The sequence below is a fragment of the Kribbella deserti genome (assembly GCF_042434725.1).
Classification (GTDB): domain Bacteria; phylum Actinomycetota; class Actinomycetes; order Propionibacteriales; family Kribbellaceae; genus Kribbella; species Kribbella deserti.
On record NZ_JBHLTC010000018.1, the window covers coordinates 419,227 to 440,490 of the forward strand.

The following is a 21,264-nucleotide window of genomic DNA, read 5'->3' on the forward strand; positions in this document are numbered from 1 at the left end:
CACGTGCCGGATCGAGGTGCGAGCACGTTACCCCCGAGTTACCTAGCGTGGCCATAGCTCGTAAAACCTCGCGGGATTCCCTGCAAAACGCCCGTTTTGCGCAGGATTGCTACGGAACGGCGATACGGTCGGACCATGGCGGCCACGAAAGCTATCGAGCTGGAGATCGCGGGCAGAACGGTCCGGGTCAGCAATCCCGACAAGCCGTATTTCGCCGATCGACGGCTGAGCAAGCTGGATATCGTGAACTACTTCCTCGCGGTCGGCGACGGCATTCTCGGCGCCCTGCGGGACCGGCCCACCACGCTCGAGCGCTGGCCCGGCGGCTGGTTCGAGGGCGCGAGGTTGTCCACCCGGATGGACAACAAGGGCGACGCGTTCTACCAGAAGCGCATCGCCAAGGGCGCGCCCGAGTGGATCGAGACCGTCACGATCAAGTTCCCGAGCGGCCGTCCCGCCGACGAGCTCTGCCCGACCGAGCTCGGCGCCGTCGCCTGGGCGGTCAACCTCGGCACGCTCACCTTCCACCCTTGGCCGGTACGGCGGCCCGAGGTGGAACACCCCGACCAGCTCCGGATCGACCTCGACCCCCAACCGGGCACGGATTTCGCCGACGCGGCGCGGGTGGCTCCGGCCTTGCAGGAGCTGCTTGCCGAGCATGGGCTGGAGGGATTCCCGAAGACTTCGGGCGGGCGCGGGTTGCACGTCTACGTGCCGATCGAACCGCGCTGGACCTTCGTCGAAGCCCGTCGCGCGGTGATCGCGCTGGGCCGCGAGCTGTCGCGCCGGATGCCCGACCAGGTGACGGTCAACTGGTGGAAGGAAGAACGCGGCGAACGCATCTTCATCGACTACAACCAGATGGCCCGGGACCGGACCATCGCTTCGGCGTACTCGGTCCGCCCGAACGCCCGCGCGCGGGTATCCGCGCCGCTCACGTGGGACGAGGTGCCGGAGGTGATGCCGGACGACTTCGACGTACTGACGATGCCCGCGCGGTTCGCCAAGGTGGGCGATCTCCACGCGGCCGTGGGCGAAAAGGCCTTCGCGCTGGATTCCCTGCTGGAGCTTTCCGCCAAGCACGAACGCGACCACGGCGAGGGCGATCTCCCGTACCCACCGGAATACCCGAAGATGCCGGGCGAACCCCTCCGCGTCCAGCCGTCCCGCGCCAAGGACCGCCCGCGCGACTGAACCTCGGGCCGGCCGGACTGGTCGTGGTGGTCAGAGGGTGCGGAGGGCGCCGCCGTCGATGGGGATCATGGCGCCGGTCAGGTAGGAGGCGACGGGGGAGAGCACGAAGGCGGCGATCTGGCCGAATTCCTCCGGCGTTCCGTACCGGCGCAAGGGGATCTGCTTCTCGCTCTGGCGGCGGGCCTCGTCCGGGTTGCCCGACTTGCCGTCAAGCTGCTTGAGGCGGTCCGTCGCGATCCGGCCGGGCAGCAGGCCGTTGACGCGCGTTCCCGAGGGGCCGAGTTCGTCCGCGAGGGTCTTCGCCACCATCGCGAGCCCCGGGCGAAGGCCGTTCGAAATGGCCAGGCCGCCGATGGGGGACTTGACCGAGGACGAGAGTACGAAGGCGATCGACGTACCGTCCTCGCCGGAACGAGCCACCGCCCGCGCGATCCGCAGACCGCCGAGGAAAACGCTGTCGAAGGCGTTGCGCCAGTCGTCCTCGTTGGTGTCCATCGCGCTGCCGGGCGTCGGTCCGCCGACGCTGATCAGGGCGCCGTGCAGGCTGCCCCATTTGGCGACGGCCGTCGCGACGAGGCGCTCGGCGCCTTCGGGATCGGCGTTGTCGGTGGCGATACCGACCACGCGGGAGGTGCCGAGGGTGGCGGCGGCCCGGGTGATCGACTCCTCGTCACGGCTGGAGATCACCAGCCGGGCGCCTTCGTCCACGAGGGCCTGCGCGGCCGCGAAACCGAGCCCCCCACTGGCGCCGGTGACGATATAGGTTCGATCCCGCAGTCGAAGGTCCACGGGCCAATCCTGCCTCACGCTCGCCGGACAACCTACGGTCCTGCCACAACGCCGCGATTCCTGTGTCCCAGATCATGGCCCGGCCGGCAGGAATCCGACAGCGGTACGACGTGGGCGGAGCTAGTACGACGACGGGCGGAGCGGGGTGCACTTGTCGTGCTCGTTCAGGTGCCACGCGGTGTTGACCAGGCCGAGGTGGGAGAAGGCCTGCGGGAAGTTCCCGAGCATGCGCTTGGTCGCCGGGTCGTACTCCTCCGCCAGCAGGCCCACGTCGTTGCGAAGGGCAACGAGCTTGTCGTACAAGGCACGGGCCTCGCCGACCCGGCCGATCAGCGCGAGCGAGTCCGCCAGCCAGAACGAGCAGATCAGGAAGGCGCCCTCGTCACCGCTCAGGCCGTCGTCGGTGTGGTCGGTCCGGTAACGCCGGGTGAACCCGTCCACGGCGAGTTCTCGCTGCACCGCCTCGATCGTGCCGACCACGCGCGCGTCCGTCGGCGGCAGGAACCCGACCTGGGGGATGAGCAGCACCGAGGCGTCGAGGGCCTTGCCGCCATACGCCTGGGTGAAGGTGTTCCGGTCCGGGTCGTACGCCTGGGCACAGACCTGCTGATGGATCTCGTCGGCCGTGGCGCGCCACTGTTTGGCCGGACCACTCAGGCCGAACCGCTGGACCGCGCGGGCGGCCCGGTCGAACGCGACCCACGTCATCACCTTCGAGTAGGTGAAGTGCTGGCGATCGCCGCGGACCTCCCAGATACCTTCGTCAGGCTCGTGCCAGATGCCCTGCAGGTGGTTCATCAGCCCCTGCTGCACGGACCACGCGTCGTCGCTCGGGCCGATCTCGCTTTCGCGGGCCAGTGCGAGCACGTCCATGACCTCGCCGAACACGTCGAGCTGCAACTGGTCGGCGGCGGCGTTGCCGATCCGGACCGGCTGGGAACCACCGAAGCCGGGTAGCCAGTCGGCCGTCAGTTCCGGCAACCGGCGTTCACCGGTCACGCCGTACATGATCTGCACGTCCTTCGGTGATCCGGCGATTGCCCGCAGCAACCAATCCCGCCAGGCCGAGGCCTCCTCGGTATAACCCGAGCGGATCAAGGCGGCCAGCGTCATCGTGGCGTCGCGTAACCAGCAGAACCGGTAGTCCCAGTTGCGTTCGCCGCCCATGTCCTCCGGTAGTGAGGTCGTCGGCGCGGCCACGATACCGCCCGACGGGGAGTAGGTGAGCGCCTTCAGCGTGAGCAGCGAGCGTTTGACCTCTTCCGAGGACGAACCGGCGTCGCGGCTGCGCGCGATCCACTCGGTCCAGTACGACTCGGTCTGGTCCAGGCTCTCCATCGCGTTGGCCGGTCGCGGCAGCGGTTCGTGCGAGGCGTGCCAGGTGAGTACGAACCAGGCCTGGTCGCCGGGGGAGATCTCGAAATCGCCGTACGTCGCGAAGTCCTTGCCGTACTGGTGGACGTCGCTGCGCAGGGCCACCGCGTCCGGTCCGGCGATCGCGACGACCTGGCCGTCGACCTGGCGGACCCACGGCACGATGTGGCCATAGTCGAAGCGCAGGCGCAGCTCCGACCGCATCGCCACCCGGCCGGAGATGCCCTGCACGACGCGAATCACGTCGGGCGCGGCGTCACGCGGCGGCATGAAGTCGATCACCCGCACGGAACCGGTCGGCGTGACCCAGTCCGTCTCCAGGATCAGCGTGTCACCGCGGTACTGCCGGGTGCTGGTGGCCGTCGCGTCCTGCGGCCGGATCCGCCAGTGGCCGTTGTCCTCGGTGCCGAGCAGGGCAGCGAAACACGCGGGGGAGTCGAACCGGGGAAAGCACAACCAGTCGATCGAGCCGTCAGTCGAGACCAGCGCCGCTGTCTGGGTGTCCCCGATCAGGGCGTAGTCCTCGATCCGCCGGTCCGGCGGCAACCGCCTCGGGTTCGCGGGATTCGGGCGATCCGTCACGTACGTCCCTTCTCGTGAAGTAGACCAGTCCGCCCAGGGCGAGGAGCGCGAACAAGAACCATTGCAGCGCATAGAAGAAATGCGGGCCGCTGTCGATCTCCGGCGGCGGCAGCCGGCGGAACGCCGGATCGGCCGCCGGTTGCTGCGAATCGGCCAGCAGGTAGCCGTCGATCAACGGCTGGCCGGTGGCCTCAGCGATCGCCGGCGCGTTGATCAGCCGCGCACTGCCATCCACCGGTACGACGCCCTTGGTGTCCCCGCCGCGCTCACTGCGGCGCAACCGCCCGGTGACGGTGACCTCGCCGGTCGGTGCGGCCGGGATCGGTGGCACCTCGGAGCTGTTGTTGCCGCGCGGCAGGAAACCACGATCCACCAGCAGCACGCTGCCGTCGGCCAGGCGCAACGGCGTGACGATCTCGAATCCGCGCCGGTCGGACACGTTGCGATACCGGATCACCAGCTGGCGGCTCACGTCGTACGTGCCGGTCGCGGTCGCCGTACGCCAGTCGTGGGCCTCACCGACAACCTTGTCCGGGCCGACGATGTCCAGCACCGGAGCTGGGGTCGCGGCCAGGTTGGACCGGGTGACGTCGTTGCGTTCGCGCCGCTCGCCGAGCCTGGACAGCTGCCATTCGCCGAGCACGAAGCAGATGATGGCCAGTACGACGATCATCGCTGCGGCGGTCAGCCAGCGGAGGGTGAGCAGTTTGCGCACACCCCGAACCTAAGCCATCCGCGTCACCGGCCGGTCAGCAGCCAGGTACTTCGCGGCCGGATCAGCGGCGTCCGTCTCACCGGCCGGTCGCCGTCAAGGGGGTCGGTGTGGACCGGGGCCGTAGGCTTGGGTCGGAGAGGCAGGTGACGGTGAACAATCCTGTGAGGCCCAGCAACGGACTCGCGGACGGCTTCGGCCGGGTCGCGACGGATCTACGGGTGTCCCTGACCGATCGCTGCAACCTGCGCTGCACCTACTGCATGCCCGAGGAAGGCCTGGACTGGCTGGCCAAACCGGAGCTGCTCACCGATGACGAACTGGTCAGGCTGGTCACGGTCGCCGTCGAGCAACTCGGCGTCACCGAGATCCGGTTCACCGGTGGCGAGCCGTTGCTGCGCCGCGGCGTGGTGGGCATCGTGGCGCGCACGGCGGCGCTGACGCCCCGGCCGGAGATCTCCATCACCACCAACGGCATCGGGCTGGCCCGGCAGGCCGAGGCGCTGAAGGAGGCCGGGCTCGACCGGGTGAACGTCAGCCTCGACACGGTCCGGCCGGACCGTTTCGAGCAACTGACCCGGCGTGACCGGCTCAAGGACGTGCTCGCCGGCCTGGACGCCGCGCAGCGCGCCGGACTGACACCGGTGAAGGTCAACGCCGTCCTGATGCGTGGGGTGAACGACGACCAGGCGCCCGAGCTGCTGCGGTTCTGCCTCGATCACGGCTACGACCTGCGCTTCATCGAGCAGATGCCGCTGGACGCGCAGCACGGGTGGAGCCGCGCCGACATGGTGACGGCCGACGAGATCCTCGAGCTGCTGGCCGATCCGTTCGATCTGCGGCCGACCGATGCCGCGGCCCGGGGGAGCGCGCCGGCCGAGTTGTTCACCGTCGCGGGTGGCCCGGCCACGGTCGGCATCATCGCGTCGGTGACGCGGCCGTTCTGCGGGGACTGCGACCGGGTCCGGCTGACTGCCGACGGACAGGTTCGCAACTGCCTGTTCGCGCGGACCGAATCCGACCTGCGAACGGCACTGCGCGCTGGCGCGGACGACCTCGAACTGGCCGAACGCTGGCGGGCCGCGATGCGCGGAAAACTACCCGGTCATGGCATCGACGATCCGGCCTTCCTGCAACCCGCGCGGCCGATGTCGGCCATCGGCGGTTAATAGCCGGCGGGAGAAAGTCGGAAAAGCCCGGCTTTCAGAAAGGCTCGACTTCCCGCAGGAACGATCGGGCGCCCAGGAAGTCCGACAGGCTCTGCTTGTGGTCGTCACAGGCAAGCCAGGTCTTACGCCGTTCTGGGGTATGGATCTTCGGGTTGTTCCAGAGCAGCCGCCAGGTGGCTGGATTGCCGCAGCCCCGGGAGGAACAGACCGTGGGCAGTTCGCCGGCCGGGGTGGGATCGAAAGTCATTTCGGTATCTCCTGACAACATTCCTGACGGGGCAGCAATTTGTCCTGGCATATTTCCTCAATTGGCCCCGGGCAAAATGAAGCGACGTCGGACAGCCACGGGGGGAGCCGTCCGACGCCGCATCACTCTGCTCTGAAATTTCAACGACGTGTTTCAGAGCACGCGGGAGATTCTGGCATGGATGTGTCTTCAGAATCCAGTCCCGGCGCGGATCACTTTTTGGTGTCGAGCTGCGGACGTGCCGGCGCGACGAACGCATCGACCTTCTTGGCCTTCGCGGTCTTGCGCGCGTTGGCCAGTACGACGGCCACCGACGGCAGGAAAACGGCACCGACAACGAAGCCCCAGCGCCACGGTGACGGGGTCACCACGGCGAGCACGAAGCACACGATGCGCAGCGACATCATCCAGGCGTATCGCGCGATCCGGCTGTCCAGCTCCTCGGAGTGGGCTGGTTGCGCACTCGTGACCGCGATCACCGGCTCGTCGCTCCGGCGGCTCAGCTTCGGCATCTATCCTCCTCGACAACAATCACGGTACGCCGCGGCTCCAACGCGGGCGCGACCGGAGCAACCGCAACAACGTCCCGACCGGGCAGATCCGGCCGGAGCAACCGCAACAACCGCCGGACCGGGTAGACCGGGCCGGCCCGAGCCAAGGAGTTGTCATGGCCGACCGCACCTACCGCATCACCGAGATCGTCGGTACGTCGAAGGAGGGCGTCGATCAGGCGATCACCAACGGCATCAAGCGCGCCGGGGAGACGTTGCGGCACCTGGACTGGTTCGAGGTGACGCAGATCCGCGGGCACATCGTGGACAACCAGATCGACCACTACCAGGTCGGCCTGAAGGTCGGTTTCCGGCTCGAAGACAGCTGATCCGCCCGGCCCCGGAAGCGAAACGGACCGCCCGGCTTCGTCGTACCGGGTGGTACGGCGATAGCGTTCGGCGCGACGGGTCCGTTGGACGAGAGTGAGGATGTATCCGTGGGTAGATCGGTACTGGTCACCGGTGGCAACCGGGGCATCGGCCTGGCCATCGCCACCGCGTTCGCCGAGGCGGGCGACAAGGTCGCGGTCACCTATCGCAGCGGCGAGCCGCCGGCCGGGTTCCTCGGCGTGAAGTGCGACATCACCGTGCCGGAGCAGGTCGACGCCGCCTTCACCGAGATCGAGGCCGCGCACGGTCCGGTCGAGGTGCTGATCGCGAACGCCGGTATCACCCGGGACACGTTGCTGCTGCGCATGTCCGAGGACGATTGGCAGTCGGTCATCGACACCAACCTCACCGGCTCGTTCCGGGTCGCCAAGCGGGCTGCCAAGGGCATGTTGCGGCTCAAGCGCGGCCGGATCGTCTTCATCTCGTCCGTGGTCGGCATGCTCGGTTCGCCCGGCCAGGTCAACTACGCCGCGAGCAAAGCCGGCCTGATCGGTATGGCCCGGTCGATGGCGCGTGAGCTCGGTTCCCGCGGTATCACCACCAACGTGGTGGCGCCCGGTTTCGTGGAGACCGACATGACCGCCGTACTGCCCGAGGAGACCCAGAAGCAGTACCTGGGCCAGATCCCGCTCGGCCGCTTCGGCCTGACCACGGAGATCGCGAACGCCGTGCGCTGGATCGCCTCCGAAGAGGCCGGCTACATCACCGGCGCGGTGATCCCGGTCGACGGCGGTATCGGCATGGGCAACTAGCCCGACGCCGCTGGTAGCCCGTTCTTCTCCTCTGCAGAAAGGCTGTTCTCGTGGGCATTCTCGACGGTAAGCGGATCCTGATCGCCGGGGTGACGCTGGACTCCTCGATCGGCTTCGCCGCCGCCAAGGTCGCGCAGGAGCAGGGCGCGACGGTCCTGATCTCGAACTTCGGCCGCGCGCTGAACATCACCAAGCGCATCGCCGGGCGGCTGCCGTCGCCCGCGCCGGTGCTGGAGCTCGACGTCAGCAACGCCGAGCACCTCGCCGGGCTGGCCGACCAGGTCCGTGAGCACGTGGACGGCCTCGACGGCGTCGTGCACTCGATCGCGTACGGCAATCCCGAGACGATCCTCGGCGGCAAGTTCCTGGAAGGCCCGTGGGAGGACGTCTCGCATGCCCTGCATGTCTCGGCGTACTCGCTGAAGTCGCTCGCGATGGCCTGCGCGCCGTTGATGAGCCCGGGCGGCAGCGTGGTCGGTGTCACCTTCGACGCGACCGTGGCCTGGCCCGGTTACGACTGGATGGGCGTGGCCAAGGCGGCGCTCGAATCCACCTCGCGGTACCTCGCGCGCGATCTCGGCGCCAACGGTATCCGCTGCAACCTCGTCTCTGCCGGGCCGCTGAAGACCCTGGCCGCGAAGGCGATCCCGGGCTTCGAGAAGTTCGAAGGCCCGTGGCTGGACCAGGCCCCGCTCGGCTGGGACCCGTCCGACCTGGAGCCCGCCGGTAAGGCCATCGTGGCCCTGCTGAGCGACTTCTTCCCCGCCACCACCGGCGAGATCGTGCACGTCGACGGTGGCTTCCACGCGATGGGCGCCTGAGCCCTCAACGCCCAGAAGGGGCAACTGAATCGCCAATGAGCACCACCTCCCTCGTTGAGCTCCGTGTCCTGGACGGCGCCAACCTCTACTTCAGCCGTGCCGCGATCAAGCTCACGCTGGATCTCACCGCCCTGATGGACGCGCCCGCGCCCGAGGCCAAGGCGTTCGCGTCGGCCCTCGGGCTCGGCAGCACCCGCCCGGGCGGGATCGGCTCGGGCTTTCGGCAGCGCTTCGCGATCCGGGTGGTCGGCCATGTGGTCCGGCGCCTGGCCCGCGAGTCCGGGATCGGGCGCCTCGGCGTCCGGGTCCGGCCCGAGAGCGACGTACGGCGAGTTGTGGTGGCGTATCCGTGGGTGCACGAGGACCGGGCGAAGGCGCTCGGCTCGGCGATCGCTGAGGTGCTCGACGCCTTCGGCCGGCCCGACGAGGAACTGGCTCAGGTGATCACCACCGCCGGTGAGCGGGTCCGGGACGAACCGCCCGGCAACCCGCCGCCGACGTTGCGCCCGAAGATCCCCGTCGTCGCCATCACCGGTACGAACGGCAAGACCACAACGTCCCGGATGATCGCGCACATCGGCCGGGCCGCCGGTCTGCACGTCGGCTGGTCCAGTACCGACGGCGTGTACGTCGATGGCGAGCTGGTGAAGTACGGCGACTACTCGGGCCCGTCCGGCGCCGGAACCGTGCTGGCCCACCCGGGCCTGCAGCTCGCGGTGACCGAGACAGCCCGTGGCGGGATCCTGCGTCGCGGTATCGGTGTCGCCTGGAACGACGTCTCGGTGGTCACGAACATCTCCGCGGACCACCTCGGCCTCGGTGGCATCGACACGGTGGACCAGCTGGCCGAGGTGAAGGCCGTGGTGACGAAGATCACCCGGCCGCGCGGCTGGTGCGTGGTGAACGGCGACGACCCGCGCACGTTCGCGATGCGGCTCGGTTCGCCCGCGAAGTGCTGGGTGTTCTCCCGGGACGCGGATTCGCCGTCGATCCGGACCGTGCTGGACGAGGGCGGCCGGGCGACCACCGTGCTCGACGGCTGGATCACCGTGCTGTCGGGCTCGGACGATCCGACGCCGTTGCTGAAGGTGGTCGACGTACCGATGACGCTGGCCGGGTTGTCCCGGTTCAACGTCGAGAACGCGCTCGCCGCCGCGTCCGCCGCGCTGGGCCTCGGCCTGCCGAAGACCGCCGTGGTGGAGGGCCTGAGCTCGTTCCGGCCGGGGCCGGAGCACAACCCGGGCCGGATGAACATGTACTCGGTGCGCGACTTCACCGTGGTGATCGACCTCGCGCACAACGAGGCCGGTCTTGAAGCCCTGCTGGAGATCATGAACGGCGTCCGCGCTCCCGGCGGGCGGCTGCTGCTTGCGCTGGGCTCACCCGGCGACCGCGCCGACGACATGGTCACGGCGATGGGGGAGATGGGGGCGCGCGTGGCCGACCGGGTGGTGATCGGCCACAAGGGCGACTACCTTCGCGGGCGCGATCCGCGCGAACTCGACGAGGTGTTCCGGATCGGCACCCGGTCTGTCGGCGTCGAGGACGTGCCGTCGTTCCCGTCCGAGCTGGAGGCGGCCAACTTCCTGTTCGACGAAGCCAAGGCCGGTGACGTGGTCGCGGTAATGGCCTTGCAGGATCGGGCGAGTCTTGACGCCTGGTTGCGGGCCGAGGGAGCTACCGTCGATAGTCCGGAGACCTTGAAGAGCAAGGTCGAACGAGCACAGCACTGACCGGTTCCTCGCCCGCACACGGCCAGTGTCAGAGGTCGTCATGTTGCGCGCACTGTGGTCCGTCCCGTCGGCGATCGCCGCCTGGTTCGTGCTGGGGTTCACCCCGTCGTACCTGAGCGCGGGCAATCCCGGGGCGTTGGTGCCGTCGGCAACTTCCTCGGTGGACGTGCTGATCATCGGCGGCTTCACCGGCGGCGTGGCGGTCGGCCTGCTGGTAGGCCGGGTCCGGGCCTCGCTCGGGCTCGGCTTGTTGCTGGCCTCGGCGGCCTGGTGGTTCAGCGACCACTCGTTCATCGAGGCGCGCGGCCTGTGGATCGTGCTGTCCGTGGCGAGCCTGGCCGGATCACTCGCGGGCGCCTTGGGTAGCCGGCGGTCGGTTCCGGCGGCCTTCGCGCTGACGTTGCCGCTCGCGTCGTACATCGTGTTGCCGGGGGAACCGCTGGCCCAGTGGCGCTGGCTGTGGGAGCTCAACGGCCTGCTCATCGCGATCGGACTGGCCGTGCTGTTCCACGTCGCGATCTGGCGGACGGGCTGGCGCGCGGCCTACTACTGGTTGCCCATCACCGCGGCGTACGTCGCGTCGTTCGCCTTCATCGAGGCGTGCGCGCGGGTGGCGGGCGATCTGGGCAAGGGCCTGAGCGCCGACCTGGTCGCGGATGGCGCCTCGGACGCGTTCTTCCTTGCCTTCGGCCCGTTTCTGCTGGCGTACTGGCCTTGGCTGGCGGCGGCCTTCTTCCTCGCGATCCCGATGACCGCGATGAAGGTACGGGCTTTACCGCCGCCTTCCGCATTGCCGGCCGACTCCGCCTTGGACGGCCGGGGTAACGACGCCTTCATCCCCGGTGACCTCGACTGGATCGATCGCGAAGAACCCGTCCGCCGCCTTCTCCCACGCCGCCCCTGACCTTCGCCCCTGACTGGTCCTGCCGTCTGGGGTTTGCCGTCTGGGGTTTGCCGTCTGGGGTTTGCCGTCTGGGGTTTGCGTCATTTGTCGGAATACGGCCGGTATGCAGGATAGCTATCGGCCGTATTCCGACGAATGAACGCAAACCCCAGAGCAGCGGTGGCTACTTCGACGGCGCCTTGGTGGGGTTCGGGATCGGTGTGGGCGTCTTGGTGGGGTTGGGCGTCGGCGTCGGTGTCGCCGGGGGCTTGGTCGGGTTCGGCGTCGGCTTGGTGCTGGGCGCCTTCGTCGGGTTCGGCGTCTGCGTTGGCACGCCGGTGGGCGTCTTGGTGGGGTTGGCGGTCGGCTTCGGCGTCGCCGGAGGCTTGGTCGGGTTCGGCGTCGGTGTCGCAGCGGGCTTGGTCGGGTTCGCCGTCGGCTCGCTGGTAGGTGGCTTCGTCGGATCCGGGACCGGCTTGGGCGTGCCCGTGATGTTCGGCAGCGGGGTGGGCGTGTCGGCGGGCGCCGGTGCGTCACTCACGCCGGTGTCGCCGCCGCCGAGGTTGCCGAGCGCGGGCACCGCCGTGATCACCAGCACGCTCGCGGCAGCGGTCGCCACGACCATGGCCGTACGTCGACGGTGGCGCTTGTGCTTGATCTTGGCATGCACACGGGCAGTCGGATCGGTCGGCTCCGGCCGGGCGTCGGTGAGGTTGTCGAACATTCTCTTCAGGTCATCGGTCATCAGGCATGGCCTTCCGCGATACCGGCGAACACGCCGGCGGACTCGAGTGTTTGATCGCCGCGGAGTGCGGCCAGACCACGGCTGGCGTGGGTCTTGACGGTGCCAACGGAACAGCCGATCAGCTCGGCGACCACCTGCTCGGGCAGATCCTCGGCGTACCGCAGATACACGGCGGCGCGCTGGCGCGGACTGAGCCGGCCCATCGCCTGCCGCAGTGACAGCTGATCGTCAATCCGGCCCGTCTCGGGACCGACCGGGTGGTCCGGTACGGCGGCGGTGGGGCGCTCACCGATCCAGCGGCGGCGCCGGCCGGACAGAAACGTGGTGGTGACGATGCGGCGCAGATACCCGTCCGGGTTCTCCGCGCCCACCTTCTGCCAGTGGAACCACAGTTTGGCGAACGACTCCTGCGCCAGGTCCTCGGCCGCCTGCCGATCCAGCGTCAGCGCATAAGCGAACCGCGCGGTGGTAGTCCACCGAGCCCGCACAAAGGCATCGAAGTCATCACCCGGATCCCGTCCGGCCGTATTTCGTTCTCTCATCGGTGTCCCTTCCTCATCCCACCAAACGCCCTGGGACCCCGCTGAGGTTGACGCCACCTCACCCCCTTTTGTTCACCCCACCCTCCACAGCGGGCAACGCGTGCAACCACGCCCACTCGCTTGCGTGCCCCCGACCCGCTGGCGACGGGTAGTCGCGTACAAACGGATCCACTCACGAGAGCGCCACCCGATCTCCGACGAGTGGTCGCGTACAAACGGGTCCTCTCGTGGCAAAGGCAAGCCGGCCTTCTGCGGCGGATGGTCGCGTACGGACGCGGTCAGTCCGGCGCCCGGGTCACCCGCCACCTGCGGCGAGTGGTCGGGTGTGAACGGGTCCACTCGTGGCAGTGGCAAGCCGGGCCTCTCGACGATCAGTCGCGCGTGGCTGGCCCTGCTGCGGGCGGCGGCACTCGTGCCTGCTGCCGCGAGTGGCCGGGTTTGTACGCGACCACTCGCGGTGAGGTTGTTGCGCAGGACCTCGCCAAGTGCGTTGCGCCAGGTCGACCGAGCACTCGGCTGGCGGGTTTCAGGGCCGCTAGCGGGTTTTGGTTCGCCGGCTGCCGGGTTTTGGTCGCGCTACCCGGCTGCAGCCAGGTAGCGGCCGCGAAACCTGGCACCCGGCCATCGCGACGCGCCACCGAGCGAGACGTACGACTAGTGAGACGTGTCACCGAGTGACACCTGCGACCGAGTGACACCTGCGACCGAGTCAGACGTACGACCGAGTGACACCTGCGACCGAGTGACACGTGCCCCCGAGTCAGACGTACGACCGAGTCCGACGTGACCGAGTCCGACGTACGGCCGAGTCCGACGCGCCCACGGCATGCGGCCGTCCCGACGGAGCGTTCGGAAGCGTCCACTCGTGACGAAGCATCAGCTCCCGAGGAAGCGTTTCGGACGCGTCCACTTGTGACGAAGCGTTCGGGCGCGCCCGCTCACGACGAAGCGTCCGGCCGTGACAAGGCGTTCGGGCGCGTCCGCTCCCGACAAGGCGTTCCGACGCGCCCACGGCATGCATCCGCTCCCGACGGAGCGTTCGGGCGCGTCCGCTCGCGGGAAGAAGGCGAGACGCCGGGCAGGGGTTAGCTCGGGGTGGGGGGTTCTCCTTCGGACTTGGGTTCGTCGGGCTTGACGAAGTCGGGGTCGCCGCCTTCGTCGCCGGAACGGGCGCCGGCTTGGGCGAGGTGGGAGACCGACTCGAGTTCGGTGAGCACGGTCTGGTGCTGGTCGACGCAGAGAACGACCAGATCGCCCGGGTTGGATCGGGCCAACGCGTGCCGGACGGCGGTGAGCTCGTCCAGCACGGTCTCGATCTGGCGGCAGCGGGCGCCGTTCTCCATCGCGGTGCGCACGCCTTCGGTGATCAGGTCGGCGGATTCACCGGCCTTGCGCCCACGCAGGCGGACGTCCTCGCGCACGATGACCACGTCGAAGTGCTGGGCCGCGATCTCGCCCAGTTCGCGCATGTCGTCGTCGCGCCGGTCGCCGGCCGTCGCGATCACGCCGATGCGCGAGGCCCGGCCGATATCGGACGACTGAGCCAGATTGTCGCCGAGCTTGTCCACGAAGTCGCCGAGCATGCGCATCGCCGGGGCGTTGTGGCAGTAGTCGACGATGACGGTCCGGCCGTCGACCTGGATCTCGTTGAGCCGGCCGGGGGACAGGTAGTACGACGTCGAGAACGTGCGCAGGCCCTGCCGGATGTCGTGCAGCGGAGCGCCCGCGGCGAAGGCGGCGGCCGCGGCGGCCATCGCGTTCTGCACGTTCATCATCGCGCGGCCGCCGAAGGTCGATGGCAGCAGGTGAGTCCACGCCAACTGCATGGACCGGCGGCCGTGCTTGACCACGATCATGTCGCCGAGATCCGAGCGATCGAGTACGACGGCGCGACCACCGCGACGGCAGTGGCTCTCGATGTACTCGCGGACCTCGCTACCGGCTTCCGCGACGCTGAACCAGACCACCTGGCCCGAACAACGGCGGCGCATCCGCCGCACCAGTGGGTCGTCGGCGTTCAGTACGGCGAAACCGGTTCGCGGTACGGCCTCGACCAGCACGGCCTTTACATCGGCGAGCTGCTCGAGGGTGTCGATACCGCGCAGACCGAGGTGGTCGGGCTGGATGTTCAGCACGACGGCCACATCGTTGCGCTCGTAGCCGAGGCCTTCGCGCAGGATGCCGCCGCGGGCCACCTCGAACACGGCCAGGTCGACGCGCGGGTTCTGCAGCACCATCCGGGCCGACTTGGGGCCGGAGGCATCCGCCCGGATGACCAGCCGCTCGTCGATGACAACACCGTCGGTCGAAGTCATACCGACTTTGTGGCCCATGCCCTTGAAGACGTGGCTGATCATTCGCGAGGTGGTGGTCTTGCCGTTGGTGCCGGTGACGGCCACGATCGGGATGCGGCTCGGCGTACCGGGTGGGAACAGCATGTCCACCACGGGTTTCGCGATGTACTGCGGATCGCCGATGGTCGGGTGCGTGTGCATCCGGAAGCCCGGTGCCGCGTTCACCTCGCAGATCGCGCCGCCGGTCTCTCGAACCGGCTGGGCGATGTCGGGACAGATGAAGTCGATACCGGCGATGTCCAGCCCGATCATCCGGGCGGCCTCTTCGGCGATTTCGACGTTCTCCGGGTGGGCCTCGAAGGTGCGGTCGATCGAGATCCCACCGGTGGACATGTTGCCGGTGAGCGTGAGCTTCACCATCGTGTCCGCGGGCGGTACGTCGTCCATCTCGAAGCCCTGGCTGCGGACCAGCTCGACGGCGGCGGCGTTCACGGTGATCCGGGTCAGGATCTTCTCGTGCCCGACACCACGGCGCGGATCGGCGTTGGTGATCTCGACCAGCTCGGCCACGGTGTGCTGACCATCACCGACCACGTGGGCCGGTACGCGCTCGGCGATGGCCTCCATCCGGCCGTTGATGATCAGGCAGCGGTAGTCCTTACCGGTGACGAAGTTCTCGACGATCACCCAGCCGCGGCGGGACTGGTCCGCGGCGATCGGGAAGGCCTCACGCACCTCGTCGGCGCTCTGCAGGTTCAGGCAGACGCCGCGGCCGTGGTTGCCGTCGAGGGGTTTGCAGACGACGGGATAACCGATCCTGTTCGCCACGCTGACCGCGTCGTCGACGGTCCGGACCGAGTCCGACCGGGGAACGGGCAGGCCGGCCGACGCGAGCAGCCGGGTGGTGAGGTCCTTGTCGCTGGCCACGTCGACCGCGATCGAGCCGGTCTCGGACGTCATCGTGGCCCGGATGCGCTTCGCGTGCACGCCCTGGCCGAGCTGCACCAGGGAATGCTTGTTCAGCCTGATCCAGGGGATGTCGCGCGACATCGCCTCTTCGACGATGGCCTGGGTGGACGGACCGAAAGCGGTTCGCTCGGCCTGCTTGATGAACCGCTCGAGCTCGGTGGTGAAGTCGAAGTCGGGCTCCGGCTGCACCAGGTGGTTCACGAACCGGACGGCGAGTTCACCCGCGGCCAGGCCGACGGCCTCATCGGCGTACGAGTAGATGATGTTGTAGCGACCGGGCACACCCTTGACCTGGCGGGTCTTGCCGCGCCGCATGTCGTGGCCGGCCTCTTGCTGCAGCTGCAGCGAGACGTGCTCGGCGATGTGCCCGAGCCACGTTCCCTCGTCCAGGCGCTCGAGAAAGCCGCCCTTCTTGCCGCGCGAGCAATGATGCTGGTCCAACCGGGGAAGATGCGCCAGGAGGTTCTCGGTGAAGCCGTCGATCGTGTTCGATGGAAAGTCCTCCAGCGAGCCGAGATCGACCACCAGGTGGATGGCCGGGTCGTAGCTCCAGATGTTCGGACCGCGGTAGACGCGGGTCTCGATGATCTTCAGGTCGGGGCTGGGCCGGGTGCCCTGCTCTTGGTTCATGCGCTCCCACTGTCTGTGCTCGGGGTGGTCGGTGGAGTCTCAGCCGGTACGACGATCTCGGCGGCAGCTGCGTCGGCTGCCGCCACGGGTCTCTTCGGCTTGCGACTGGCGGCCCGGCGTTTGCGCTCCGCGTAGTAGGTGGGTGAAACCCCGTCGGCGGCGATCTCCGCGGCCAGGGCTCTCAGGTCGGCCTCGGCCCGCTCGATCTCCGCGAGCTCTTCCGCCGGGGGCTGTCCGCCGTACGACACGAGGGCGCGCGCCTTCAGGTTGAACGTCGCACCGGCGGGCAGAACGTGCAAGACCACGCCAGAGGCCAGCAGGGTCTCCGACCGCTTGGCGTGGTGTGCGTTGGTGGTGATGTTGCTGCCGTCGAAGATCGTGACGGCACCGCGGCCGACAACCTCCAGGTGGTCACCGTGCACGACGGCGGCGGTGTCCTCGTCGACGCCGATACCGAGCAGGCCCGGCGACTGCGCGACCAGGGACAGCAAGCGGCCATAGCGATTGCGCTGCGCGAAGTGCTGATCGACGATCGCGCCCTGGACCAGGCCGAGGCCGCTGGCGAGCTGGCTCATCCGCTGCCGCGGGGTGGCGCCCGCGCGACCGAAGGCGATCATGTGCTCGGCCAGGATGCTCGCGCCCGCCGACGTACCTCCGACGGTGGCGCCGCGGGCGTGGGCGTCGGTGACCGCCTTGCCGAACGCCGTACCGGAGACGACGCCGCTGAGCTTGAGCTGGTTACCACCGGTCATGAAGATGCCCGTGGCGGTGTGCAGTGGTTCCACGAAGGCCGGGTCCTCGGCGTCCTCACGGGTTTCGGGACGGACTCCGACGACCTGCTTGGCGCCGAGGGCGGAGAAGAGCGCGGCGTACACATCGACGACGTCAGGGCCGAGCGCCGAGGCCGTCGGCACCACCACGATGCGCGCTTCGGAACCACCGGCGGCGTCGACGAACTCCTGGAGCACCATGCGCTTCTTGAGCTTGTCCTCGGCACCGCCGATCGCAAAGAGGGCCCCGCGGCCCGCGACCTGTGTCTCGCCATGCTGTTCAGACATACGCGAAGGATAGGTGCTCCCACCCCCCAAACCGGCATGGCGACTCCGATCCACCGGACCGGAGCCGCCCTGCTGGGGTCGGGCCACTACCTCGCGAAGGTGAACCAGTTGACGTTGACGAAGTCCGCTGGTTGGCCGCTGGTGAAGGTCAGATAGACGTCATGTATACCGGTGACGCCGCTGATGTTGGCGGGCACGGTTCGCCAGCTCTGCCAGCCGCCGGTATTGCCGATTGCGAAGCTGCCGATGGGTGGATTGCTTCTACTGTCCAGACGGACCTCTACCAGGCCGCTGACGCCACCGCCGGCTCCGGACGCCACCCGGGCGCTGAACTGCCTGGCCGCCGTACTGCCAAAGTCGATCTTCGGGTAGACCGTCCAGTCGCCGTTGGCCACTGCACCTATGTTCTGGCCGCCGCCGCTGTCCGAGGTGCCTTCGACGATTACACCGCCTTGCTGGCTGTAGGCCTCGGCCTGGATCGTGCTGTACGCGCTACCGCCTCCACCCGGCGGGGGAGTGGTGGGCGGCTGGGTGCCACCTCCACGAGTCGAAACCGCTACGTAGTCCACAAGCATGGGACGACCCGGCACGGTTGCTGCTGTAGGCGTCTGGCCGCCTAGGGCGTTCGGGAAGGCTCCACCGATCGAGACGTTCAGCAAGATGAAGTAGCCCGCGTGGTTCGTCATGTTGTTCCAGGTGTCTGCAGGTAGTTGGTTCTGCGTGACGGTGTGGAACTGCTGGCCGTCGACGTACCACCTCAACTGGTTCGGCGAGATGCTTGTGTCCCACTCGAACCTGTAGGTATGGAAGGCCGATTGGCAGGTTGAACCCGGGCAAGCCCGGTTGGCGCCGATACCCGAGGTTTCGTTGCAGGGGCCGCCTGGGTTGACTCCGCAGTGCAGTACGGCCCAAACCGAGTTGATGCCGTTGACGTTCTCCATGATGTCGAACTCGCCAATACCCGGCCAGTTCCAGTAGTTGCCTCGGTATGGCGAACCGAGTGCCCAGAACGCGGGCCAATACCCGAGCGCCGCCTGGCCTGTCACGTTGGGCATCTGGATCCGGCCTTCGATAGCCAGTACTCCGCCCGCGGGTGGCCGGAAGTTGCTGCGGTGCGTCTCGATCCGGGCCGACGTCCAGTTCCCGGCGCCATCCCGGAGCGGGGTGATGCGGAGATTGCCCGCGCCATCGTGGGCGACGTTCTGGGTGCTGTTGGTGAAGTTCTGGATCTCGCCCGTGCCCCAGTTCGCGGGACCGCCCGGGTAGTTGTGCCCGGTGTCGATGATCCAGTTCGCCGATGACGGCAGAGTGTTCGCCGGCCCGGTGAAGTCGTCGCTCCACACCATCGTCCATCCGGCCGGAGGCGGCGGCACACTCGCCTGGGCCGCGATGCTCACGGGTACGGCGACCACCAGCGCTGCCACGGCCGCGATCAACGCCGTCCGCCGCTTTCGAAGTAGCAGCTGTCCCCGCCAGCGCTGCCGTCGCCGGCGTTGCGGCCGGGTCGCTGGGAGCACTTCCGTCATGCGCATGAGCCGACCTCCAGGTTCCACCGGTACGCGCCGCAGGGCGGTTTGTCCGCGACCCACGTCCCGGTTCTCGCCTCATGGAAGCGCTCTCATCACCTACGGTCAACAGCTGGCTACGTGTCGGATTCCCGTCAGCGTCGTTCGGCGCCGAACTTCCACACGCAGAACAGCGTCTGGTTGAGGAAGGAGGTGGCGCCGTGCCATCTGGCGAACGGATCTACTTCGAGTGGGGACCGTCGCTTCAGTGGGTCGCGTTCGTGCTGCTGGCCATCGGTTTCGCCGCACCTGTGATCGCGGGCATGATGCTGTCGCGGCGGCGTTGCCTCGACGCGTCGGCAGCGACCATTCTGGCAGCCTGTCTGGCGGCGGTCTTCGCCTTGGCGATGGTGGTGTTCAGCCCGGTCGTGGTCGCCGATCCGCAGGACGGCAGCCTGGTGCATTGCGCCTCGGCGCCGTCGATCTCGACCATTCGGGGCGTGCCCGATGACTCCAGCATGTTGCCGGTCCAGCTCGCGTGTCGTAGCGATGGCCGGTTCCGCCTCGGAGGCTGCCTCGGTCTACTGGTCGTAGTACTGGCGGCTAACGCGCGCAGCGTCGCCCGCAGGTGGTGAACGGCCGGCCGGGGCTCAGTGGTGCTGGTCGGCGTCGGCGGCTTCTACTTCTTCGCGCTTGATGCCGAGCAGGTACAGGATCGTGTCGAGGTAGGGGACCGACAGGTGGGTGTCGGCGGCGTCGCGGACGATGGGCTTGGCGTTGAAGGCGACGCCGAGACCGGCCGCGGCCAGCATGTCGAGGTCGTTCGCGCCGTCGCCGATCGCGACCGTCTGGGACAACGGAATGTCCAGGTCCGCCGCGAACCGGCGCAGGGCCGTCGCCTTACCGGCGCGATCGACGATGTCGCCGATCACCCGGCCGGTGAGCAGACCGTCCACGATCTCGAGTTGGTTGGCCATCGCGTAGTCGATGCCGAGATCCGCCGCGAGCCGATCGGTGATGTGGCTGAACCCGCCACTCACGATGGCGAACCGATAACCGAGACGCTTCAGCGTGCGGACCAACGTACGGGCGCCAGGCGCGAGCTCGATCGCGTCGTACACCTTGTCCAGCACCGAGGCGTCGAGCCCCTTGAGGGTGGCGACCCGGGACCGCAGGGAGTCGGCGAAGTCGAGTTCGCCGCGCATCGCCTGTTCGGTGACGGCGGCGACCTCTGCCTCGCGACCGGCGTGGGCCGCGAGCATCTCGATCACCTCGCCCTGGATCAGGGTCGAGTCGACGTCCATCACGATCAGCCGCTTCGACCGGCGATAGAGCCCACCAGCCTGTACGGCGACGTCGACGCCCTGGGCCACGCCTTCGAGGGCGAGGACCGTACGCAGCGACTCCGGATCCGCACCGGACACCGCGATCTCGATGGCCGTCACCGGGTAACGCGCCATCCGGCTGATGCGGTCGATGTTGGCGCCGGTATCCGCGATCCGGCCGGCGATCGCGGCGAGCTGCGAGGCGGTCAGGGGATGCCCGATCACGGTGACACCGCTACGGCCCTTGCGGCGCGGCTCGTTGTCGCCAAGGCCGATGTTGACCTCGATCTCGACATCCAGGTCGGCCGCGAGCTGAGCCAGCTCCGCCTTCAGCGACGAGTCGTCGCGCGGCGCGTTCAGCAGCACCCCGAGCACGAGATGCCCTCGTAGTACGACCTGCTCAGCGTCGATCACCTCGAGGTTCTTGCCGGCCAGCGTGGTGAGCACCGCCGAGGTAAGGCCCGGACGATCCGTACCGGTCAACGTGACCAGCAGAGTCGGGCGATTCGGCGGGGCTTCGGGCGAGACCGGCGGCTGCGCATTCATGGCATACCTGAATCTACCGAACCCCCACCCCCGTCCGCCCACCGGACCCCAATCTCAAGCTGCGGTCGAGGTGGCCGCGAGCCTGGGCGCCTTCGCTCGGCGTGTTGCACTGCTTCCGCCAAGGTGAGCGAACGGTGCGGGGGAGAGCTGGCGGCATTTGGTTCGGCTCCGGTCGATCGACTTCTGGCGGATACCGGCTGGCCGGACAAGCCGTGGTCGGCTGCCGACTTTTGTTGCGGGTACCTGCCTTCAACCGGGTAGCGGTACAACTACTCGGCACTGGTGCCACCACAACCCGGTAGTGGCGCGAAGTCCCGGCACCCGCGAAGTCGCGCAGGACGCAATCGTCGAGCCCTCAGCTGAGACGTCGAGCCGCACTCTTTCGGCGTCTACCTGTCAGACGACGCGGATGGGCCTTGACCGAGCATCGATGCGCCGAGCGTTCACAGACAC

Annotated in this window: 19 protein-coding genes; 8 read left to right on the plus strand and 11 right to left on the minus strand. The window is 68.3% G+C overall.

All coding sequences use genetic code 11. From position 1 onward, the window contains the following. Positions 1-135 precede the first annotated feature (135 nt). Positions 136-1,194, plus strand: a complete 1,059-nt coding sequence (gene ligD / locus ACFFGN_RS15245; protein ID WP_380047844.1) for a non-homologous end-joining DNA ligase — start codon at positions 136-138, stop codon at positions 1,192-1,194. A gap of 30 nt (positions 1,195-1,224) precedes the next feature. On the opposite strand, the gene ACFFGN_RS15250 is transcribed toward ligD, so the two are convergent. The 3 genes from ACFFGN_RS15250 to ACFFGN_RS15260 all read right to left on the minus strand — a co-directional run bounded on the left by ACFFGN_RS15250 (position 1,225) and on the right by ACFFGN_RS15260 (position 4,654). After that, positions 1,225-1,983: an SDR family oxidoreductase gene (locus ACFFGN_RS15250; protein ID WP_380047847.1), complete on the minus strand. Its 759-nt coding sequence runs from the start codon at positions 1,981-1,983 to the stop codon at positions 1,225-1,227. Between the two features lie 120 nt (positions 1,984-2,103). Further along, positions 2,104-3,939, minus strand: coding sequence for a glycoside hydrolase family 15 protein (locus tag ACFFGN_RS15255; protein WP_380047849.1), 1,836 nt, complete (start codon positions 3,937-3,939; stop codon positions 2,104-2,106). Then, positions 3,830-4,654 carry an SURF1 family cytochrome oxidase biogenesis protein gene (locus ACFFGN_RS15260; RefSeq protein ID WP_380047851.1) on the minus strand — a complete coding sequence of 275 codons (825 nt, stop codon included), beginning with the start codon at positions 4,652-4,654 and terminating at the stop codon, positions 3,830-3,832. The genes ACFFGN_RS15255 and ACFFGN_RS15260 overlap by 110 nt, the downstream gene beginning before the upstream one ends. Positions 4,655-4,803: 149 nt before the next feature. Here ACFFGN_RS15260 and moaA point away from each other — a divergent pair, with 149 nt between their 5' ends. After that, the gene (gene moaA, locus ACFFGN_RS15265; RefSeq protein WP_380047853.1) at positions 4,804-5,820 is read left to right on the plus strand and encodes a GTP 3',8-cyclase MoaA; all 1,017 of its coding nucleotides are present in this window, start codon (positions 4,804-4,806) and stop codon (positions 5,818-5,820) included. Positions 5,821-5,854: 34 nt separating this feature from the next. Here the strand turns inward: moaA and ACFFGN_RS15270 are convergent, their stop codons facing one another. Together ACFFGN_RS15270 and ACFFGN_RS15275 are read right to left on the minus strand one after the other, a co-directional pair. Beyond that, positions 5,855-6,067: a hypothetical protein gene (locus ACFFGN_RS15270; protein ID WP_380047855.1), complete on the minus strand. Its 213-nt coding sequence runs from the start codon at positions 6,065-6,067 to the stop codon at positions 5,855-5,857. Between the two features lie 212 nt (positions 6,068-6,279). After that, positions 6,280-6,579 (minus strand): DUF3099 domain-containing protein, encoded by a 300-nt coding sequence (locus tag ACFFGN_RS15275; protein WP_380047857.1) that lies wholly within the window; start codon positions 6,577-6,579, stop codon positions 6,280-6,282. Positions 6,580-6,734: 155 nt separating this feature from the next. On the opposite strand from ACFFGN_RS15275, the gene ACFFGN_RS15280 reads away from it, so the two are divergent. The 5 genes from ACFFGN_RS15280 to ACFFGN_RS15300 all read left to right on the plus strand — a co-directional run bounded on the left by ACFFGN_RS15280 (position 6,735) and on the right by ACFFGN_RS15300 (position 11,218). After that, complete coding sequence (locus ACFFGN_RS15280) at positions 6,735-6,947, plus strand: dodecin (RefSeq protein ID WP_380047859.1); 213 nt, start codon at positions 6,735-6,737, stop codon at positions 6,945-6,947. Between the two features lie 108 nt (positions 6,948-7,055). Continuing rightward, entirely contained in the window at positions 7,056-7,760 is a 705-nt protein-coding gene (fabG, locus tag ACFFGN_RS15285) for a 3-oxoacyl-[acyl-carrier-protein] reductase (protein ID WP_380047861.1), read from the plus strand. 50 nt (positions 7,761-7,810) lie between these two features. Then, entirely contained in the window at positions 7,811-8,581 is a 771-nt protein-coding gene (fabI, locus tag ACFFGN_RS15290) for an enoyl-ACP reductase FabI (protein WP_380047863.1), read from the plus strand. A gap of 35 nt (positions 8,582-8,616) precedes the next feature. Next, positions 8,617-10,314, plus strand: coding sequence for a Mur ligase family protein (locus ACFFGN_RS15295; protein ID WP_380047865.1), 1,698 nt, complete (start codon positions 8,617-8,619; stop codon positions 10,312-10,314). Positions 10,315-10,354: 40 nt separating this feature from the next. Further along, entirely contained in the window at positions 10,355-11,218 is an 864-nt protein-coding gene (locus tag ACFFGN_RS15300; protein ID WP_380047867.1) for a hypothetical protein, read from the plus strand. Between the two features lie 163 nt (positions 11,219-11,381). Here ACFFGN_RS15300 and ACFFGN_RS15305 read toward each other — a convergent pair whose 3' ends face one another. From ACFFGN_RS15305 to ACFFGN_RS15325, 5 genes are all read right to left on the minus strand, one after another. Beyond that, positions 11,382-11,942: a RodZ family helix-turn-helix domain-containing protein gene (locus ACFFGN_RS15305; protein WP_380047869.1), complete on the minus strand. Its 561-nt coding sequence runs from the start codon at positions 11,940-11,942 to the stop codon at positions 11,382-11,384. After that, positions 11,942-12,484 carry a SigE family RNA polymerase sigma factor gene (locus ACFFGN_RS15310; RefSeq protein ID WP_380047871.1) on the minus strand — a complete coding sequence of 181 codons (543 nt, stop codon included), beginning with the start codon at positions 12,482-12,484 and terminating at the stop codon, positions 11,942-11,944. Before ACFFGN_RS15310 ends, ACFFGN_RS15305 begins: the two co-directional genes overlap by 1 nt. Before the next feature lie 1,085 nt (positions 12,485-13,569). Next, positions 13,570-16,377: a cyanophycin synthetase gene (gene cphA, locus ACFFGN_RS15315; RefSeq protein ID WP_380047873.1), complete on the minus strand. Its 2,808-nt coding sequence runs from the start codon at positions 16,375-16,377 to the stop codon at positions 13,570-13,572. Further along, a complete protein-coding gene (locus ACFFGN_RS15320) occupies positions 16,374-17,435 on the minus strand; it encodes a cyanophycinase (RefSeq protein ID WP_380047875.1) in 1,062 nt (353 codons plus the stop codon). Before ACFFGN_RS15320 ends, cphA begins: the two co-directional genes overlap by 4 nt. A gap of 86 nt (positions 17,436-17,521) precedes the next feature. After that, positions 17,522-18,961 (minus strand): glycoside hydrolase family 16 protein, encoded by a 1,440-nt coding sequence (locus ACFFGN_RS15325; RefSeq protein WP_380047877.1) that lies wholly within the window; start codon positions 18,959-18,961, stop codon positions 17,522-17,524. 200 nt (positions 18,962-19,161) lie between these two features. Here ACFFGN_RS15325 and ACFFGN_RS15330 point away from each other — a divergent pair, with 200 nt between their 5' ends. Then, the gene (locus ACFFGN_RS15330) at positions 19,162-19,575 is read left to right on the plus strand and encodes a hypothetical protein (protein WP_380047879.1); all 414 of its coding nucleotides are present in this window, start codon (positions 19,162-19,164) and stop codon (positions 19,573-19,575) included. A 15-nt stretch (positions 19,576-19,590) separates the two neighbouring features. Here ACFFGN_RS15330 and serB read toward each other — a convergent pair whose 3' ends face one another. Further along, on the minus strand, positions 19,591-20,811 hold the full coding sequence (gene serB / locus ACFFGN_RS15335) for a phosphoserine phosphatase SerB (protein WP_380047881.1): 1,221 nt from the start codon (positions 20,809-20,811) through the stop codon (positions 19,591-19,593). Positions 20,812-21,264 lie beyond the last annotated feature (453 nt).

Bases quoted from the DNA above. Each gene is read 5' to 3' on its own strand.
- ACFFGN_RS15300 (WP_380047867.1), top strand. From the start codon at position 10,355: ATGTTGCGCGCACTGTGGTCCGTCCCGTCGGCGATCGCCGCCTGGTTC.
- ACFFGN_RS15325 (WP_380047877.1), bottom strand. From the start codon at position 18,961: ATGACGGAAGTGCTCCCAGCGACCCGGCCGCAACGCCGGCGACGGCAG.
- ACFFGN_RS15295 (WP_380047865.1), top strand. From the start codon at position 8,617: ATGAGCACCACCTCCCTCGTTGAGCTCCGTGTCCTGGACGGCGCCAAC.
- serB (WP_380047881.1), bottom strand. From the start codon at position 20,811: ATGAATGCGCAGCCGCCGGTCTCGCCCGAAGCCCCGCCGAATCGCCCG.
- ligD (WP_380047844.1), top strand. From the start codon at position 136: ATGGCGGCCACGAAAGCTATCGAGCTGGAGATCGCGGGCAGAACGGTC.
- ACFFGN_RS15310 (WP_380047871.1), bottom strand. From the start codon at position 12,484: ATGAGAGAACGAAATACGGCCGGACGGGATCCGGGTGATGACTTCGAT.
- ACFFGN_RS15270 (WP_380047855.1), bottom strand. From the start codon at position 6,067: ATGACTTTCGATCCCACCCCGGCCGGCGAACTGCCCACGGTCTGTTCC.
- ACFFGN_RS15305 (WP_380047869.1), bottom strand. From the start codon at position 11,942: ATGACCGATGACCTGAAGAGAATGTTCGACAACCTCACCGACGCCCGG.
- ACFFGN_RS15320 (WP_380047875.1), bottom strand. From the start codon at position 17,435: ATGTCTGAACAGCATGGCGAGACACAGGTCGCGGGCCGCGGGGCCCTC.
- ACFFGN_RS15280 (WP_380047859.1), top strand. From the start codon at position 6,735: ATGGCCGACCGCACCTACCGCATCACCGAGATCGTCGGTACGTCGAAG.
- cphA (WP_380047873.1), bottom strand. From the start codon at position 16,377: ATGAACCAAGAGCAGGGCACCCGGCCCAGCCCCGACCTGAAGATCATC.
- ACFFGN_RS15275 (WP_380047857.1), bottom strand. From the start codon at position 6,579: ATGCCGAAGCTGAGCCGCCGGAGCGACGAGCCGGTGATCGCGGTCACG.